The organism is Aeromicrobium sp. S22 (assembly GCF_009661045.1).
Taxonomy (GTDB): domain Bacteria; phylum Actinomycetota; class Actinomycetes; order Propionibacteriales; family Nocardioidaceae; genus Aeromicrobium; species Aeromicrobium yanjiei.
On record NZ_WJWV01000003.1, the window covers coordinates 158,505 to 173,109 of the forward strand.

The 14,605-nt window shown below is 72.3% G+C and carries 15 protein-coding genes; 11 read left to right on the forward strand and 4 right to left on the reverse strand.

The features are described 5' to 3' along the window. Positions 1 to 63 precede the first annotated feature (63 nt). Together GEV27_RS13725 and GEV27_RS13730 are read right to left on the reverse strand one after the other, a co-directional pair. On the reverse strand, positions 64 to 1,521 hold the full coding sequence (locus GEV27_RS13725) for a GuaB1 family IMP dehydrogenase-related protein (protein WP_309222251.1): 1,458 nt from the start codon (positions 1,519 to 1,521) through the stop codon (positions 64 to 66). Between the two features lie 73 nt (positions 1,522 to 1,594). Continuing rightward, complete coding sequence (locus GEV27_RS13730; protein WP_194839931.1) at positions 1,595 to 2,275, reverse strand: bifunctional 2-polyprenyl-6-hydroxyphenol methylase/3-demethylubiquinol 3-O-methyltransferase UbiG; 681 nt, start codon at positions 2,273 to 2,275, stop codon at positions 1,595 to 1,597. Positions 2,276 to 2,324: 49 nt separating this feature from the next. On the opposite strand from GEV27_RS13730, the gene GEV27_RS13735 reads away from it, so the two are divergent. Next, positions 2,325 to 3,041 carry an oxidoreductase gene (locus tag GEV27_RS13735; protein ID WP_194944214.1) on the forward strand — a complete coding sequence of 239 codons (717 nt, stop codon included), beginning with the start codon at positions 2,325 to 2,327 and terminating at the stop codon, positions 3,039 to 3,041. A gap of 300 nt (positions 3,042 to 3,341) precedes the next feature. Here GEV27_RS13735 and GEV27_RS13740 read toward each other — a convergent pair whose 3' ends face one another. Continuing rightward, positions 3,342 to 4,142 carry an HAD family phosphatase gene (locus tag GEV27_RS13740; RefSeq protein WP_153651455.1) on the reverse strand — a complete coding sequence of 267 codons (801 nt, stop codon included), beginning with the start codon at positions 4,140 to 4,142 and terminating at the stop codon, positions 3,342 to 3,344. A gap of 105 nt (positions 4,143 to 4,247) precedes the next feature. Between GEV27_RS13740 and ssd the strand changes: the two genes are divergently transcribed. The 8 genes from ssd to GEV27_RS13780 all read left to right on the forward strand — a co-directional run bounded on the left by ssd (position 4,248) and on the right by GEV27_RS13780 (position 9,206). After that, positions 4,248 to 5,288: a septum site-determining protein Ssd gene (gene ssd / locus GEV27_RS13745; RefSeq protein WP_153934859.1), complete on the forward strand. Its 1,041-nt coding sequence runs from the start codon at positions 4,248 to 4,250 to the stop codon at positions 5,286 to 5,288. Between the two features lie 11 nt (positions 5,289 to 5,299). After that, positions 5,300 to 6,427, forward strand: a complete 1,128-nt coding sequence (locus GEV27_RS13750; RefSeq protein WP_153935038.1) for a TadA family conjugal transfer-associated ATPase — start codon at positions 5,300 to 5,302, stop codon at positions 6,425 to 6,427. Continuing rightward, positions 6,424 to 7,215 carry a type II secretion system F family protein gene (locus GEV27_RS13755; protein ID WP_153934860.1) on the forward strand — a complete coding sequence of 264 codons (792 nt, stop codon included), beginning with the start codon at positions 6,424 to 6,426 and terminating at the stop codon, positions 7,213 to 7,215. Before GEV27_RS13750 ends, GEV27_RS13755 begins: the two co-directional genes overlap by 4 nt. Continuing rightward, positions 7,212 to 7,910, forward strand: a complete 699-nt coding sequence (locus GEV27_RS13760; RefSeq protein ID WP_194839932.1) for a type II secretion system F family protein — start codon at positions 7,212 to 7,214, stop codon at positions 7,908 to 7,910. The genes GEV27_RS13755 and GEV27_RS13760 overlap by 4 nt, the downstream gene beginning before the upstream one ends. A gap of 128 nt (positions 7,911 to 8,038) precedes the next feature. Next, positions 8,039 to 8,212 carry a DUF4244 domain-containing protein gene (locus tag GEV27_RS13765; RefSeq protein WP_153651459.1) on the forward strand — a complete coding sequence of 58 codons (174 nt, stop codon included), beginning with the start codon at positions 8,039 to 8,041 and terminating at the stop codon, positions 8,210 to 8,212. Between the two features lie 63 nt (positions 8,213 to 8,275). After that, a complete protein-coding gene (locus tag GEV27_RS13770) occupies positions 8,276 to 8,482 on the forward strand; it encodes a DUF4244 domain-containing protein (protein WP_153934862.1) in 207 nt (68 codons plus the stop codon). Next, positions 8,482 to 8,832: a TadE family type IV pilus minor pilin gene (locus GEV27_RS13775; protein ID WP_153934863.1), complete on the forward strand. Its 351-nt coding sequence runs from the start codon at positions 8,482 to 8,484 to the stop codon at positions 8,830 to 8,832. Before GEV27_RS13770 ends, GEV27_RS13775 begins: the two co-directional genes overlap by 1 nt. Then, positions 8,829 to 9,206: an Rv3654c family TadE-like protein gene (locus tag GEV27_RS13780; RefSeq protein WP_153934864.1), complete on the forward strand. Its 378-nt coding sequence runs from the start codon at positions 8,829 to 8,831 to the stop codon at positions 9,204 to 9,206. Before GEV27_RS13775 ends, GEV27_RS13780 begins: the two co-directional genes overlap by 4 nt. A 71-nt stretch (positions 9,207 to 9,277) precedes the next feature. On the opposite strand, the gene GEV27_RS13785 is transcribed toward GEV27_RS13780, so the two are convergent. Further along, entirely contained in the window at positions 9,278 to 11,578 is a 2,301-nt protein-coding gene (locus tag GEV27_RS13785; RefSeq protein ID WP_309222253.1) for a DEAD/DEAH box helicase, read from the reverse strand. A 122-nt stretch (positions 11,579 to 11,700) separates the two neighbouring features. Between GEV27_RS13785 and GEV27_RS13790 the strand changes: the two genes are divergently transcribed. Further along, on the forward strand, positions 11,701 to 12,042 hold the full coding sequence (locus tag GEV27_RS13790; protein WP_153651464.1) for an STAS domain-containing protein: 342 nt from the start codon (positions 11,701 to 11,703) through the stop codon (positions 12,040 to 12,042). A 99-nt stretch (positions 12,043 to 12,141) separates the two neighbouring features. Then, positions 12,142 to 14,559: a sodium-translocating pyrophosphatase gene (locus GEV27_RS13795; RefSeq protein WP_153651465.1), complete on the forward strand. Its 2,418-nt coding sequence runs from the start codon at positions 12,142 to 12,144 to the stop codon at positions 14,557 to 14,559. Positions 14,560 to 14,605 lie beyond the last annotated feature (46 nt).

Below are 14,605 nucleotides of genomic sequence, written 5' to 3' on the forward strand. Positions count from 1 at the left end.
GGCCTGGTGCGAGCGCCAGCGAGCAGCAGGAATGAGCGGCGAGGAACGAGCCGCGCCCGGCTACTACCAGGACGCGTGCAGCGGGCGACCCTCGTCGTAGCCCGCGGAGCTCTGCAGGCCGATCACGGCACGCTCGTGGAACTCCGCGATCGATCGTGCACCCGCGTACGTCGCGCTGGACCGGACGCCCGCGATGATCGAGTCGACGAGATCCTCGACGCCGGGGCGCTCGGGGTCCAGGAACATGCGCGAGGACGAGATGCCCTCCTCGAACAGGGCCATGCGGGCGCGCTCGAAGCCGGCCGCGTCGCGGGTGCGGTTGGACACCGCGCGCGCCGACGCCATGCCGAACGACTCCTTGTAGGGGCGGCCGTCGGGCCCGACCTGGAGATCGCCGGGGCTCTCGAGCGTTCCTGCGAACCACGAGCCGATCATGACGCTCGCGGCACCGGCCGCGAGGGCGAGCGCGACGTCGCGGGGATAGCGGACGCCGCCGTCGGCCCAGACGTGCGCGCCGAGCTCGCGGGCCGCCGCAGCGCACTCGAGCACCGCGGAGAACTGCGGGCGTCCGACGCCGGTCATCATGCGCGTGGTGCACATCGCGCCGGGGCCGACGCCGACCTTGATGATGTCGGCCCCCGCGCTGACGAGGTCACGGACCCCTGCGGCCGAGACGACGTTGCCGGCGGCGATCGGGACCCGCCGGCCGGACTCCGCCTCGTACGCGTCGCGGGCGGCGACCACGAGCGGCAGCGCCTCGAGCATCTTGGTCTGGTGCCCGTGGGCGGTGTCGACGACGAGGACGTCGATCCCCATCTTGAGCAGGGCCGTGGCCTTGCCGGTGACGTCGCCGTTGATGCCGACCGCGGCGCCGATCACGAGGCGTCCCTCGGCGTCGACCGCGGGATCGTAGATCGTGGAGCGCAGCGCCGACTTGCGGGTCACCGCGCCCAGCAGGCTGCCACCGTCGAGCACCGGAGCGAAGTCGACGTGCCGGGCCGACATCTCGTTGAAGCAGTGCTGGGGGTCGACCCCGGCCTCGAACGTGAGGACGTCGGACGTCATGACCTCGCGCACCTGCGCGAAGCGGTCGATCTCGGCGCCGTCGTGCTCGGTCACGACCCCGAGCACCTTGCCGTCCTCGACCACGACCACCGCGCCGTGCGCACGCTTGGGGATCAGGCTCATCGCCTCGCCGATCGTCGTCGAGGGCCCCACGGTGACGGGGGTCTCGTAGACCGTGTGGGCGGACTTCACCCGATCGACGGTGTGCGCGACGATGTCGAGCGGGATGTCCTGCGGGATGATCGCGATCCCGCCGCGCCGGGCGATCGTCTCTGCCATGCGCTTGCCGGAGATCGCGGTCATGTTGGACACGACGAGCGGCAGCGTGGTGCCGGTGCCGTCGGACGTGGCCAGGTCGACGTCGAACCGGCTCGTGACGTCGGAGCGGGCCGGCACCATGAACACGTCGTTGTACGTCAGGTCGAAGGACGGGGCGAGGTCGTTGAGGAACTTCACCCGCCGATTCTATCGGGGGGCTGTTCGCCCGCGGGGATGTTGAGGGCGATCGGTCCCGGGGCGGCAGGGCTCTTCAGCGGAAGTCGAGCAGCATCGTGTCGGGCGGAGGCGCCTCCTGGCTGAGGCTCGACTTGTCGACCGTGGCGCGCAGGCACGAGGTCTCGTGGCGCAGCCGCAGGAAGCCGGTCTGGCCGCCGTAGGTCAGGAACAGCTCGCGCACCTGCGACAGGGCCGACTCACCCACCGACGGGTGCTTGGTCGCCTGGGCGAAGCGCAGGAGCCCCGGCAGGTCGAGCTTCTCCCACGACCCGATCTCGTGGGTCTCGGGCTGGTGGAACAGGCCCGACGCGCTGAAGGTGTCGGCGGGGGTCGCGCCGCGGTCGACGACGCCGATGATCTCGCGGAGCTTGCGCATCCACGGGATCGAGTCGTCGTGCCGCTGCGAGATCGTGGAGAGCAGTCCGTCGGGGCGCAGCACGCGGGCGTACTCCGCGAGGGCCGTGGGCGCCTCGCGGAGCTCGGGCGCGATGACGACGTCGAACGCGTCGCCGATGAAGGGCAGCCGCTCGCCGGCGCTGCGGACGTACTGGATGTCGGGGTGGCGCCGTGCGGTGACGTCGTCACCGGCGACGACGACCTCGTGGCCCTGCTCCGCGAGCTGGTAGGCGAGCGAGCCGTCCCCGAGGTGCAGCACGCAGGACAGGCGGTCCCCCACCAGCCACTTGGCCGTGCGGTCTTCGGGGGAGTCGTTCATTGTCCGAAGGCTACCGGGCCGCCCGAGGGGCGGCCGGTACGCTTCGGGCGTGTCCGATCCGTTCATCTCGGCTGCCGCTCTCGAAGGCATCCCGTCCACCTATGCCGGCACCCGTGACGGCATCGACGGCATCCTGCGCGACCGTGGCCTGCGCCGCAGCACTCCCGACGACACCGCCCGCTCCCTGCTGCTCGGCGCGACGGCCACGGCGGCGCTCGAGGGCAGCGTGTACGAGGTCGAGGAGCTCGCGGGTGGCGGCGGGGACGCGCTGGCCCGCGGCGCCGTACGCCTGTCGACCGAGCTGCTCGGGCTGCTGCCGGTGTGGAACCGCGCACCGGTCCAGGCCCTGGCCCGGATCCATGCGCTCGCGGCCTCGGGGTCGGTTGACGACGCCGATCTCGGCCGCCCGGTCAACCCCGACGGCGTCGCCCGGCTGACCGAGCTGGCCTGGATGCTGGGGCAGCCCACTGAGGCCCCGGGCCTGGTCGTGGCGGCGCTCGTCCACGCCGAGATCTCCTCGGCCGGCGCGTTTGCGACCCACAACGGCGTCATCGGGCGGGCCGCCGAGCGCCTCGTCCTGGTGTCGAAGGGGGTCGATCCCGCGTCGGTGCTCGTGCCCGAGGCCGGCCACGCCGCAGAGCCCGAGGGCTACCGCTCGGCCCTCGCGGCGTACGGCAGCGGGAAGCCGACCGGCGTCCACCAGTGGCTGATGTACGCGTCGCAGGCGTTCACCCGGGCCGCCGAGGCGTCCCCGCTCGCCCGCTGAGAGCGGCCCACGGGGCCGCCCACACAGAGCGGCGACGTCGACACTCGATGGAGTCGACGCCGCCAAAGCTCAGCACTGCATGGCTACCAGGCGTGCTGGATCGGAGTCGTCATGGCTCCAGTGAAATCCCTGAGTGGTCTGGAGTCCGGCGAGCGACTGTCCCGGAGATGGGTGATCGCCGCGTGGGTACCGATGTGCTGAGCAGCTTGTGAAGTTGTCTGTCCTTCATGTGTACGCCTGCGAGCAGGCATAGGACAGGCCTACTGGCACGTAATGTTGTGCGCCTTCTTTCACAAGCGGTCAGGCCGCGTGTCCCTTGCGGCGGGTGACCAGGGCCATCGCCACCGCGCCGACCGCGCTCGCGGCCACTGCGACGGCGGCGGCCTTGCCGACCCGGGTGTCCAGGCCCAGCCGGCGGCGCAGCGCCACCGGACGGGCGAACGTGAGGATGGGCCAGCCCTTCTCCTCGGCCAGGCGGCGCAGGGCGCGGTCGGGGTTGACCGCGAACGGATGACCCACCGCCTCCAGCATCGGCACGTCGGTCTCGGAGTCGGAGTACGCGTACGACCCGGCCAGGTCGTAGCCGCGCTCCTCGGCGAGGCGACGCATCGCGAGGGCCTTGTTGGGACCGTACGCATAGAAGTCGACCTCGCCGGTGTAGCGGCCCTCCTCGGCCACGAGCGTCGTCCCGATGACGTGGTCGACGCCGAGCATCGCTCCGATCGGCTCGACCACCTCGATCCCGGACGCCGAGACGATGATGACGTCGCGGCCCGCGGCCTGGTGCTCCTCGATCAGCGTCACCGCCTCCTCGTAGACCAGCGGGTCGATGATCGAGTGCAGGGTCTCGGCGACGGACTGACGCACCACGTCGATGTCCCAGCCGGTCACCATCTGCGTCAGGTAGGCACGCATCTTCTCGAGCTGGTCGTGGTCGGCGCCGCTGATCGAGAACATGAAGTTCGCGTACGCGCTGCGCAGGACGGCTCGGCGGCTCAGCAGGCCGCCCTCATAGAAGGGCTTGCCGAAGGCGAGCGTGCTCGACTTCGCGATGATCGTCTTGTCCAGGTCGAAGAATGCCGCAGTCCGCGTCGGGCTCACCCCCTCAGGATAGGGCCGTCCACATGAGCATCGCGGACGCTTGGCCGTCCACAGGCGCGTGGCGGCCGGTTTCGCCTCCCGTGCGGGGGCACGATCGTCGTACGCATGACCGATGCCCCGGGCCCGTTGATCGCTACCGCGGACGAGCAGGTGATCGACCTGGCCCGGCGATGGTGTGCCGCGCTGGGCACGAGCCCCGACGTGGCGCGCGACGCCACGACGGCCCGCAGGTCGTGGCGCGCAGCGTCCGCGGTGATGGTCGGCGAGGACCTGGCCGACGCGCTGGCCGGCTCGGGGGTCACCCGCCGCGAGCACGTCGTGATCGTCGCGCGGGAGCCCTCGGGGTGCTGGCGGGTCGCCGTCGAGCTGGGCGCGGCGGCGGTGTGCGGGCTGCTCGAGGAGGACCGGGTGCTGGCGGCGCTGGCGTCGGCGCTCGACGGGCGCGACGAGGCGTGCGTCGTCAGCGTGGTGGGCGGGTCGGGCGGTGCGGGGGCGTCCACGCTGACGGCCGCGCTGGCGGTGATGGCCGGGCGGCGCGGATTCCACTCGCTGGCGTTCGACGCCGATCCCCTGGGCGGCGGGCTCGAGATCGTGCTCGGCGCCGAGCGCACGCCGGGTCTGCGCTGGCACGACTTCGCCACCACGCGCGGGCGGATCGACGCGGGCTCGCTGACCGACGTGCTGCCGGTCCATCGCGGCGTGGCCACCTTGTCGTGGGCGCGTGACGACCGCGGGCCGCTGCCGCCGTCGCTGCCCGCGGTGGTCACGGCGGCCGTGAAGGGCTTCGACCTCGTCGCGGTCGACGTCGCCCGCCAGCTGGACCCCACCGGCGCCGACCTGGTCGGCCGGTCGGTCCTGACCCTGCTGCTGGTGCCCGAGGAGATCGGCGCCGCGCTCGCCGCCCGTGCGGTCCTCGAGCGTTTGCGCCGCAGCGCGCCCGCGGTCGCCCTCGTGACGGTCGCCCGCCGTGGCGGCATCGGCCCGGTCGCGGTCGCCGAGGCGCTCGACCTGCCGGTCCTGGTGCGCCTCGGCCACGACCGACGGCTGCGCGCGGCGGTCGATCGCGGCCAGGGACCGGCCCGGTCGCGGACCGTGCGGCGTACGGCGTCGGCAGTGCTCGACGCCCTCGGGATGGACCGTCCGTGACCGAGGTGCCGATGATCGAGCGCGTGCGTCGCCGGCTCGCGGCGGACGCGGCCGACCCGACCGCGCACAGCGTCGCGGAGGCGCTGCGGGCCGAGAACCAGCTGGCCGGCTCCGACACCGTGCTGGCGCTCGTCGACCAGCTCCGCAGCGAGACGCGCGGCGCGGGGGTGCTCGATCCGTTGCTGGCCCTGCCGGGGGTGACGGACGTGCTGGTCAACGGGCCCGATGCGGTCTACGTCGACCGCGGCCGCGGGCTGGAGGTCTCCTCGGTCCGGTTCGCGGACGAGGCGGAGGTGCGCCGACTGGCGCAGCGGCTGGCCGCCCAGGCGGGTCGCCGGCTCGACGACGCCAGTCCGTGGGTCGACGCCCGGCTCGCCGACGGCACCCGGCTGCACGCCGTGCTCGCTCCGCTGGCCCGTCCGGGCACCGCGCTGTCGCTGCGCGTCCCCGCCCGTCGGACGTTCACCCTCGACCAGCTGCACGCGGCGGGTTCCTTGTCGGAGGAGGCCCTGACATGTCTTCGCCGGATCGTCGCGTCCCGCACCGCGTTCGTGATCTCCGGCGGCACGGGATCGGGCAAGACCACGCTGCTGGCAGCCCTGCTGGGTGAGGTGGACCGGCACGAGCGGATCGTCGTCGTGGAGGACTCCACCGAGCTGCGGCCCGACCATCCGCACGTGGTCGGCCTGGAGGCCCGGCCCGCCAACATCGAGGGTGCGGGACTCGTGACGGTCCGCGATCTCGTCCGGCAGGCACTGCGCATGAGGCCCGACCGGCTGGTGGTCGGCGAGGTGCGCGGCGCCGAGGTCGTCGATCTGCTCGCCGCGCTCAACACCGGCCACGAGGGAGGGTGCGGCACGGTCCATGCCAACGCGCCTGCGGACGTCCCGGCGCGCTTCGAGGCGCTCGGGGTCGCGGCCGGCATGCCGCGGGACGCGCTCCACAGCCAGCTGGCCTCGAGCATCGAGCTCGTGATCCACCTCGCCCGTCACGCGGACGGACGCCGGGTCGTCGAGCAGGTGGCGGCGACCGACCGAGCGTCCGGCGGGGTGGTCTCGTGCCGCACGGCCCTGACCTTCGCGCCCGGAGAGGCCCGGCCCGGGCCCGCCCACGCACGGCTTCTCGAGGTGCTTGGATGAGGCTCGCTGCTGCCGTCTCGGTGGTCGCGGCGATGCTGCTGTGGCGTCCGCCGGGGCGGTGGCTCCTGCGTCACCGGCTCGGCCGGCGGGCGGTCGAGGTGTCGCGCCACCGGGTCGCAGCCGCGGGCGTCGCGGTCGTCGTCCTGTCCCTGGCCGGGCAGGTGCGGGGGCCGCGGCTGGTGCTGGCCGGGACGGTGGTGGGGATCGGTGTGTTCGCCGTACGCCTGCTGGGCGCGTCCCGCCGGCACGACCTCGTGCGCCGCAGGCGGGCCGAGGTCGCCGAGGTGCTCGGCCTGCTCGCGGCCGAGCTGCGGGCGGGCTTGCTGCCCGTCCGCACGCTGTCGGGTCTCGCGGCGGACTTCGACTTCCTGGCCCCCGCGGCGCGGGCCGCGGATCTCGGTGCCGACGTCCCTGCTGCGCTGCGGGAGGCGTCCGCGGCCACGGGGCGGGAGGCGTTGCTCGAGGTGGCCGCGGCGTGGCACGTGGCCGAGAGGTCGGGCGCGCCCCTCGCGATGGTGCTCGGACGGCTCGAGGACGCGGTGCGCGACCGGCGGGAGGTCGAACGTGAGGTGCAGGCGGGTGCCGGCCCCGCTCGCGCGACCGGGCGCCTCATGGCGGTGCTCCCGGTCGTGGGCCTCGGCCTCGGCTCCGGCATGGGCGGCGATCCCGTCGCCGTCCTCACGACGACCTGGGTCGGGGTCGGCTGCCTCGCCGCGGGATGCGCCCTGGCCTGCCTCGGTGTCGCGTGGGTCGAGCGGATCGCGTCCGCTGCGGAGATGTCCCCATGACCCCGGCGCTGCTCACCGCCGCGGCCGTCTGGTGCCTTGTGCCCGCTGCCCCGACCCGCCGAGCCCGCCTGGTGCTGGGAGCCGGTGGTCCGCCCCGCACGGTGGATCTTCGTCTCGTGGCCGCCGCGATGGCGCCGCTCGGCGCCGTGCTCCTGCTGGGCGTGCCGATCGGTCTGCTCGCCGGGGTCGCGCTCGCCCCCGTCGTCCACCGCGCCGTCGGGCGTCTGGAGTCGGCGTCCGCCCGTGCCCGGGCCGATGCGATGGAGGCCGCCCTGCCGGCTGCGCTCGACCTCATGGTGGCCGCCCTGGAGGTCGGGCGGCCGCCTGTCGCGGCGTTCGCACTGGTGGCCGAGGCCACTGCGGCCCCGCTGGGCCCCGAGCTCGGGGCGATCGCGGGACGGCTCGCGATCGCTGCGGACTCCGACACGGTGTGGCGCGGGGTGGCGGACGATGCGGTGCTGGCACCGGTCGGGCGGGCGTTCCGCCGCGCCGAGGCCTCGGGCATGCCGGTGGCCGCGATCGTCGCGACGGTCGCGACCGAGCTGCGACGTGAGCGGGGTGCACGTCTTCGTGAGCGCAGCCGCAGGGTCGGGGTCCGGACCGCGGCCCCGCTCGGCGCGTGTTTCCTGCCGGCCTTCTTCCTGATCGGCATCGTCCCCACGGTGATCGCGTCGTTCTCGTCCCTGCAGTGGTGAGGCAGCGGCGGCGTCCACAGGCCGGGGGGGCCGGGGCGCGTCGTCCCCAGGCCGCGGATCCGATCGCAGATCCGCCGCCGTGGACCACATCTTCTCCATGACAGATCCACCCACTGAAAGGACACCTCATGAAGAAGCTGCGCGCCCGGGCCGAGCAGGGCATGACCACCGCGGAGTACACCGTCGGAACCCTCGGTGCCTGCACGATCGGCGGCGTCCTGGTGAAGGTCGGCCAGTCCGAGTGGTTCGGCGACCTCGTCGAGGACCTCATCTCCAAGATCCCCGACCTGCTCCCGTTCTGATGCCGGCCGGGGCGGCGCCAACCCCCGCGCGTCGCCCCGGCCCTTCCACGAAAGGACATCTCCATGACATGTCGAGACGACCGCGGGATGGCGACTGCGGAGTATGCGATCGGCACGATCGGCGCGGTGCTGATGGCGACGGCGCTGTTCAAGCTCGCGTCCCTGGGCGTGGACGGGCCGTGGCTCGACGGCCTCCTCGAGCGGATCAGGGAGGCCTTGTCGTGGCGCACCATCTTCGCGGGGATGCCGCGCCTCGGCATCGGGGCCTGATGCGTCGCGAACGGGGCATGGTCACCGCCGAGCTGATGACGATCGCGCCCCTGGGGGTCGCTCTCGCCTTCCTTCTGTTGTGGATCGTGTCGCTCGGGCTGACCCAGGTGCGGATCGCGGACGCGTCGCGCGAGTCCGCTCGGATGCTGGCCCGTGGGGAGTCGATGTCGTCGGCCGAGGCCGTGGCCAAGCGCGAGGCCCCGACCGGTGCCCGGGTGAGCGTCGATGAGCAGGGGGGTGCGGTGGTCGTGACGGTGAGGGTCCGCTCGCGCATGCCGATCCCGTTCTTCTCCGGCATCGGTGCGCGGACCATGGAGTCCACCTCGGTCGCCGCGCAGGAGTCACCGTGACGCGGGGAGAGCGGGGCGCCGTGACCGTCCACGCCGCGACGATCGCAACCCTCTTGGTCATCGCGGCGCTGGTCGTGGTCCAGGTCGCGGGGCTCGTCCGGATGCGGCACCGTGTGGCGGCGGCCGCCGACCTGGCGGCGCTCGCGGCGTCCCAGGCGAGCGTCGCGGGCGAGGACGGCTGCTCGGCGGCGCGAGCCATCGCGCGGCGCAACGACGCCGAGCTGGTCTCCTGCCGGATGGACTACGACGTGGCGACCGTGACCGCACGCGCCGAGCGCCCACCCTGGTGGGGCGTCGCCTGGTCCACCGAGCAGAAGGCCCGGGCCGCCCCCGACTTCTACCTCGACCCCGCCCCCGCGACTGGCGCAAGGTGAAGGAAATCGGACGGCGCGTCGTCCGCAACTGCGCCACTCGGGTGCGGGTTTGCGCCACTCGGTACGCGGGTTCAGTCGGTGGGAGCGTCCGCGAGGAACGCGCCCAGCAGGCGTACGGCGCCGGCCTTGTCGAGCGGCTCGTTGCCGTTGCCGCACTTGGGCGACTGGACGCACGACGGGCAGCCGTCCTGGCACTCGCACGCGATGATCGCGTCACGGGTGACCCGGAGCCACCGGGCCGCCATCTCGTAGCCGCGCTCGGCGAATCCCGCTCCGCCGGGATAGCCGTCGTAGACGAACACGGTCAGCGTGCCCGTGTCGGGGTGCAGGGCGGTCGAGACGCCGCCGATGTCCCATCGGTCGCACGTCGCGAGCAGCGGCAGCAGGCCGATCGCGGCGTGCTCGGCCGCGTGCGCCGATCCGGGCACGTCATCGGTCTCGAGGGTCGCGCTCACGACCTCGGCCGAGAGGGTCCACCAGACGGCCTTCGTCGGCAGCGTACGAGCGGGCAGCTCGAGCAGCTCCTCGCCGAGGATGCCGCCACCGGCGGTGCTGCGCTTGAGATAGGACACGACCTGGTTGACCACCTCGACCGAGCCGAACGACATCGCGGCCGCGCCCCACTGCTCGGTCCGCTCGGTCTCGACCACGGTGATCTCGGTGACCGACCGGGCCATCGTGGAGTAGTCGGGGTTGTCGCGGTGGACCATCGCGACGCCGTGCTCCAGGTCGTACTCGTCGACCAGGTGGACGTCGCCCTGGTGGACGTAGACCGCCCCCTCGTGGACGGTCGAGTCCGCCGAGCCGCCGTCGACCGTGCCGATCAGTCGTCCGGTCGTCGCGTCGACGATCTGCACCGGCGGGCCGCCGCTGGAGCGGATGTCGGCCAGGTTGCTGGCCCGTTCGCGCTTGGTCCAGAACCATCCCGCCGCCCGCTTGCGCAGCCACCCCGCCGCCTCGAGGGCCGCGACTCCCTCCGCGGTCCGCGGCCCGAACAGGTCGAAGTCGCCCTCGGTCAACGGGATCTCCTGCGCCGCGGCGGCGAGGTGCGGGCCGAGGACGTACGGGTTGTCGGGGTCGAAGACCGAGGCCTCGACCGCGGTGCCGAGCAACGCCTCGGGGTGGTGCACGAGGAACGTGTCCAGCGGATCGTCGCGGGCGACGAGGATGCCGATCGAGTCGTGGCCCGAGCGTCCGGCGCGGCCGAACTGCTGCTGCAGCGCGGCGCGCGTGCCCGGGAAGCCGACCGTGATCACGGCGTCCAGGCCGGCGATGTCGATGCCGAGCTCGAGGGCGTTGGTGCTGGCGAGCCCCAGCAGGTCCCCGCTGCGCAGGCGCTGCTCCAGCTCGCGCCGCTCCTCGGGCAGATAGCCGCCGCGATAGGTCGCGACCCGCCGGACGAGCTCAGGGTCGACCTCGCCCAGGCGCCGCTGGGCGGTCGCGGCGACGGACTCCGCCCCCTTGCGGGACCGCACGAACGCCAGTGTGCGGACCTTGCCGATGACCAGGTCGGTCAGCAGCTCGCCCGCCTCGGTCGTCGCCGACCTGCGCACCACGCCGGGGTTGGCCGGGTCGACGCCTGGGATGATCGGCGGCTCCCACAGCGCGATGGTGCGGGCGGCGTGCGGGGACGAGTCCTCGGTCACCGGCACGACGTCCAGGCCCGTGAGCCGGGACGCGAAGACCTCGGGATCGGCGACGGTCGCCGAAGAGAGCACGAACGTGGGATCGGCTCCGTAGTACGCGCAGATCCGGCGGAGCCGGCGCAGCACGTGGGCCACGTGCGCGCCGAAGACACCGCGGTAGTGATGGCACTCGTCGACCACGACATGCGTGAGCCCGCCCAGCACGCGCGTCCAGCGCGCGTGGGCCGGCAGGATCGAGTGGTGCAGCGTGTCGGGGTTGGTCAGCAGGTAGTTCGCGTGGTCACGTGCCCAGGCGCGCTCCTCACGCGAGTTGTCGCCGTCGACCGTCGCCGGCCGCGCGAACGCCGACGCGCCTGCGAGCCGGCGCAGCTGATCGGCGGCCAGGGCCTTGGTGGGGGCGAGGTACAGCACCGTGGGCATGCGGTTGCCCCGCAGCGCGCTCCCCGTACGCCCGGCAGCCAGCCCGGTCAGCGCGGGAGCCTGGAACGCCAATGACTTCCCCGATGCCGTGCCGGTCGAGATGACGGTGTGGCGGCCCGCGTGGACGTGGTGCAGCGCCTCGGCCTGGTGGCCCCACAGGCTGTCGATCCCCTCCGCGGCGTACATCTCGCGCACGGCCGGGTCGATCCACTCGGGCCACGGCTCGACGACCGCCTCACGGGCCGGGACGCGCTCGACGTGCGTCACTCGCTCGCCGTAGCGCAGCACGAGGTCGGCAGGGTCCACCCGCTGAGTCTCCCAGAGCGGCCATGACCGCCACGTCCCGACCGCGTACGCGCCCCGGCGGGTGGGCCGGGTTCGTGATTTGATGGAGGTGACGAGCGCAGAACAGAACAGGGAGATCGTCGATGGAGCTGGCACTGACGTCCCGCACGGACGGCGACTTCGAGATCATCGAGGTCGGGGGCGAGATCGACGTCTACACGGCGCCTCGTCTGCGCGAGGCGATCGTGACCGCCGTCGAGGCAGGTCACACCAAGCTCATCATCGACGTCCAGCGCGTCGACTTCCTGGATTCCACCGGCCTCGGCGTCCTGGTGGGAGCGCTCAAGCGGGTCCGCGCCGACGGCGGATCGCTCGACATCGTCTGCACCCAGGAGCGGATCCTCAAGATCTTCCAGATCACGGGTCTGGACAAGGTCTTCGGCCTGCACTCCTCGATCGAGGACGCCCGCGCCACACCGGCGTGACCGATATCACACTCCCACCCCTGCGCGGCATGTAACCTGCGTCACGCGGACTGTCCTCAGCCCGCGGCACGTTGTTGCCGATCCTCGGGAGGGATTTTCATGGCGAACGCGACGGTGGTTGCGGCAGTGGGCGGGGACCTCGACTTCTCCGACAAGAACTCGTTCTACCTCTACGCGGTCGTCGCGATCGGTGCTCTCGCGCTGGTCCTGGCGGGGGTCTTCCGCTCTCAGGTCCTCAAGGCGTCCGAGGGCACCGCGAAGATGCAGGAGATCGGGCAGGCCGTCCAAGAGGGTGCCTCTGCCTATCTGAGCCGACAGTTCAAGACGTTGGCCGTCTTTGCAGTCATCGCGCTGCTGATGCTGATCGCGCTCGACGCGGCCGTGCTGGGATGGGACAACGACTGGAAGATCAAGATCGGGCGTTACGTCGCACTGGTGGCCGGCGCGGGCTTCTCCGCGCTGATCGGTTACCTGGGCATGTGGCTCGCGACGCGGGCCAACATCCGCGTCGCGGCGGCGGCACAGACCGAGGGCCGCGAGGTCGCGATGCGCATCGCGTTCCGCACCGGAGGCACGGTCGGCATGATGACGGTCGGCCTCGGCCTCCTCGGCGCGGGCACGATCGTGCTCATCTACACCGGGGACGCGCCCGTCGTGCTGGAGGGATTCGGCTTCGGCGCTGCCCTGCTGGCCATGTTCATGCGCGTCGGCGGCGGCATCTTCACCAAGGCCGCCGACGTGGGGGCCGACCTGGTCGGCAAGGTCGAGCAGAACATCCCCGAGGACGATCCGCGCAACGCCGCCACGATCGCGGACAACGTCGGCGACAACGTCGGCGACTGCGCCGGCATGGCGGCCGATCTCTTCGAGTCGTACGCCGTGACACTCGTCGCGGCCCTGATCCTCGGCTCCGTCGCATTCGGCGAGGTCGGTCTGGTCTTCCCGCTCGTGATCCCGGCCATCGGCGCGCTCACCGCCATCCTCGGCGTCTTCATCACCAAGCCCCGGCCCAACGAGGGCGGGCTCACGACCATCAACCGCTCCTTCTACATCACCGCGCTGGTCTCGGCGGTCGCGTCCATCGGCGCGGCCTTCTTGCTGCTGCCGTCGAAGTTCAGCGACGCCTCGCTGCCGGGCATCGACACGCAGTCCCTGATCGTCACGGTCGGTCAGCAGCAGGGTCTGGTCGCTCCTGGTCTCGACGCCAACCCCCGCCTCATCGCGATCATCGCGGTGCTGATCGGCATCGTGCTGGCCGCGGTGATCCTGGCACTGACCGGCTACTTCACCGGCACCGAGACGCGACCGGTGAAGGACGTCGGCAAGACGTCGCTCACCGGTGCCGCGACGGTCATCCTGTCCGGCCTCTCGGTCGGCTTCGAGTCGGCGGTCTACACCGCGATCGTCATCGGCGCAGCCGTGTTCGGGGCGTTCCTGCTGGGCAGCGGATCGCTCGTCGTGGCGCTGTTCGCCGTCGCGCTCGCAGGATGCGGACTGCTCACCACGGTCGGTGTCATCGTCGCGATGGACACCTTCGGCCCGGTCAGCGACAACGCCCAGGGCATCGCGGAGATGTCGGGCGACGTCGACGAGGAGGGCGCGCAGATCCTCACCGAGCTCGACGCCGTCGGCAACACCACCAAGGCGATCACCAAGGGGATCGCGATCGCGACGGCCGTCCTGGCCGCGACGGCGTTGTTCGGCTCCCTGAGCAGCTCGATCAGCACCGCGATCGAGGCGTCCGGCGTCACGAGCTCCCCGGACGCTGCGGACCTCAGCATCATCGAGACGTACGCATGGCTGGGCGTCCTCAATGTGGGTGATCCGAGCATCCTCGTGGGGCTGATCCTCGGTGCGGCGGTGGTGTTCCTCTTCTCCGGCCTCGCGATCAACGCCGTCGGCCGCGCGGCCGGCGCGGTCGTCTACGAGGTCCGCCGCCAGTTCCGCGAGATCCCCGGGATCATGGAGGGGACGGGCCGCCCCGAGTACGGCAAGGTCGTCGACATCTGCACGCGCGACTCGCTGCGGGAGCTCGCGACGCCGGGCATCCTGGCGATCTTCGCGCCCATCGCGGTGGGCTTCGGCTTGGGCATCGGTCCGCTCGGCGGCTACCTCGCCGGCGCGATCGGCACGGGCGTGCTGATGGCGGTGTTCCTCGCCAACTCCGGCGGAGCGTGGGACAACGCCAAGAAGCTCGTCGAGGACGGCAACCACGGTGGCAAGGGGTCGCCCGCCCATGAGGCGACGATCATCGGTGACACCGTGGGCGATCCGTTCAAGGACACCGCCGGTCCGGCGATCAACCCGCTGCTCAAGGTCATGAACCTGGTCGCCCTGCTGGCGACACCGCTCATCATCAAGTACTCGTACGGCGACGATGCGAGCGACCCGATCCGCTACACGATCGCGGGCGTGGCCGTGGTCATCATCGTGGCGGCGGTCTACATCTCCAAGCGTCGTCCGATCGCGCTCGACACCACGGCGATCGCGGAGCCGGAGGAGATCGCGACGAGCTAGAGCACCGCTCACGAACGGCGCAGACCCTGTCACGGGGCCTGCGCCG

Bases quoted from the DNA above. Each gene is read 5' to 3' on its own strand.
- GEV27_RS13730 (WP_194839931.1), bottom strand. From the start codon at position 2,275: ATGAACGACTCCCCCGAAGACCGCACGGCCAAGTGGCTGGTGGGGGAC.
- ssd (WP_153934859.1), top strand. From the start codon at position 4,248: ATGACCGATGCCCCGGGCCCGTTGATCGCTACCGCGGACGAGCAGGTG.
- GEV27_RS13750 (WP_153935038.1), top strand. From the start codon at position 5,300: ATGATCGAGCGCGTGCGTCGCCGGCTCGCGGCGGACGCGGCCGACCCG.
- GEV27_RS13755 (WP_153934860.1), top strand. From the start codon at position 6,424: ATGAGGCTCGCTGCTGCCGTCTCGGTGGTCGCGGCGATGCTGCTGTGG.
- GEV27_RS13760 (WP_194839932.1), top strand. From the start codon at position 7,212: ATGACCCCGGCGCTGCTCACCGCCGCGGCCGTCTGGTGCCTTGTGCCC.
- GEV27_RS13765 (WP_153651459.1), top strand. From the start codon at position 8,039: ATGAAGAAGCTGCGCGCCCGGGCCGAGCAGGGCATGACCACCGCGGAG.
- GEV27_RS13770 (WP_153934862.1), top strand. From the start codon at position 8,276: ATGACATGTCGAGACGACCGCGGGATGGCGACTGCGGAGTATGCGATC.
- GEV27_RS13775 (WP_153934863.1), top strand. From the start codon at position 8,482: ATGCGTCGCGAACGGGGCATGGTCACCGCCGAGCTGATGACGATCGCG.
- GEV27_RS13790 (WP_153651464.1), top strand. From the start codon at position 11,701: ATGGAGCTGGCACTGACGTCCCGCACGGACGGCGACTTCGAGATCATC.
- GEV27_RS13795 (WP_153651465.1), top strand. From the start codon at position 12,142: ATGGCGAACGCGACGGTGGTTGCGGCAGTGGGCGGGGACCTCGACTTC.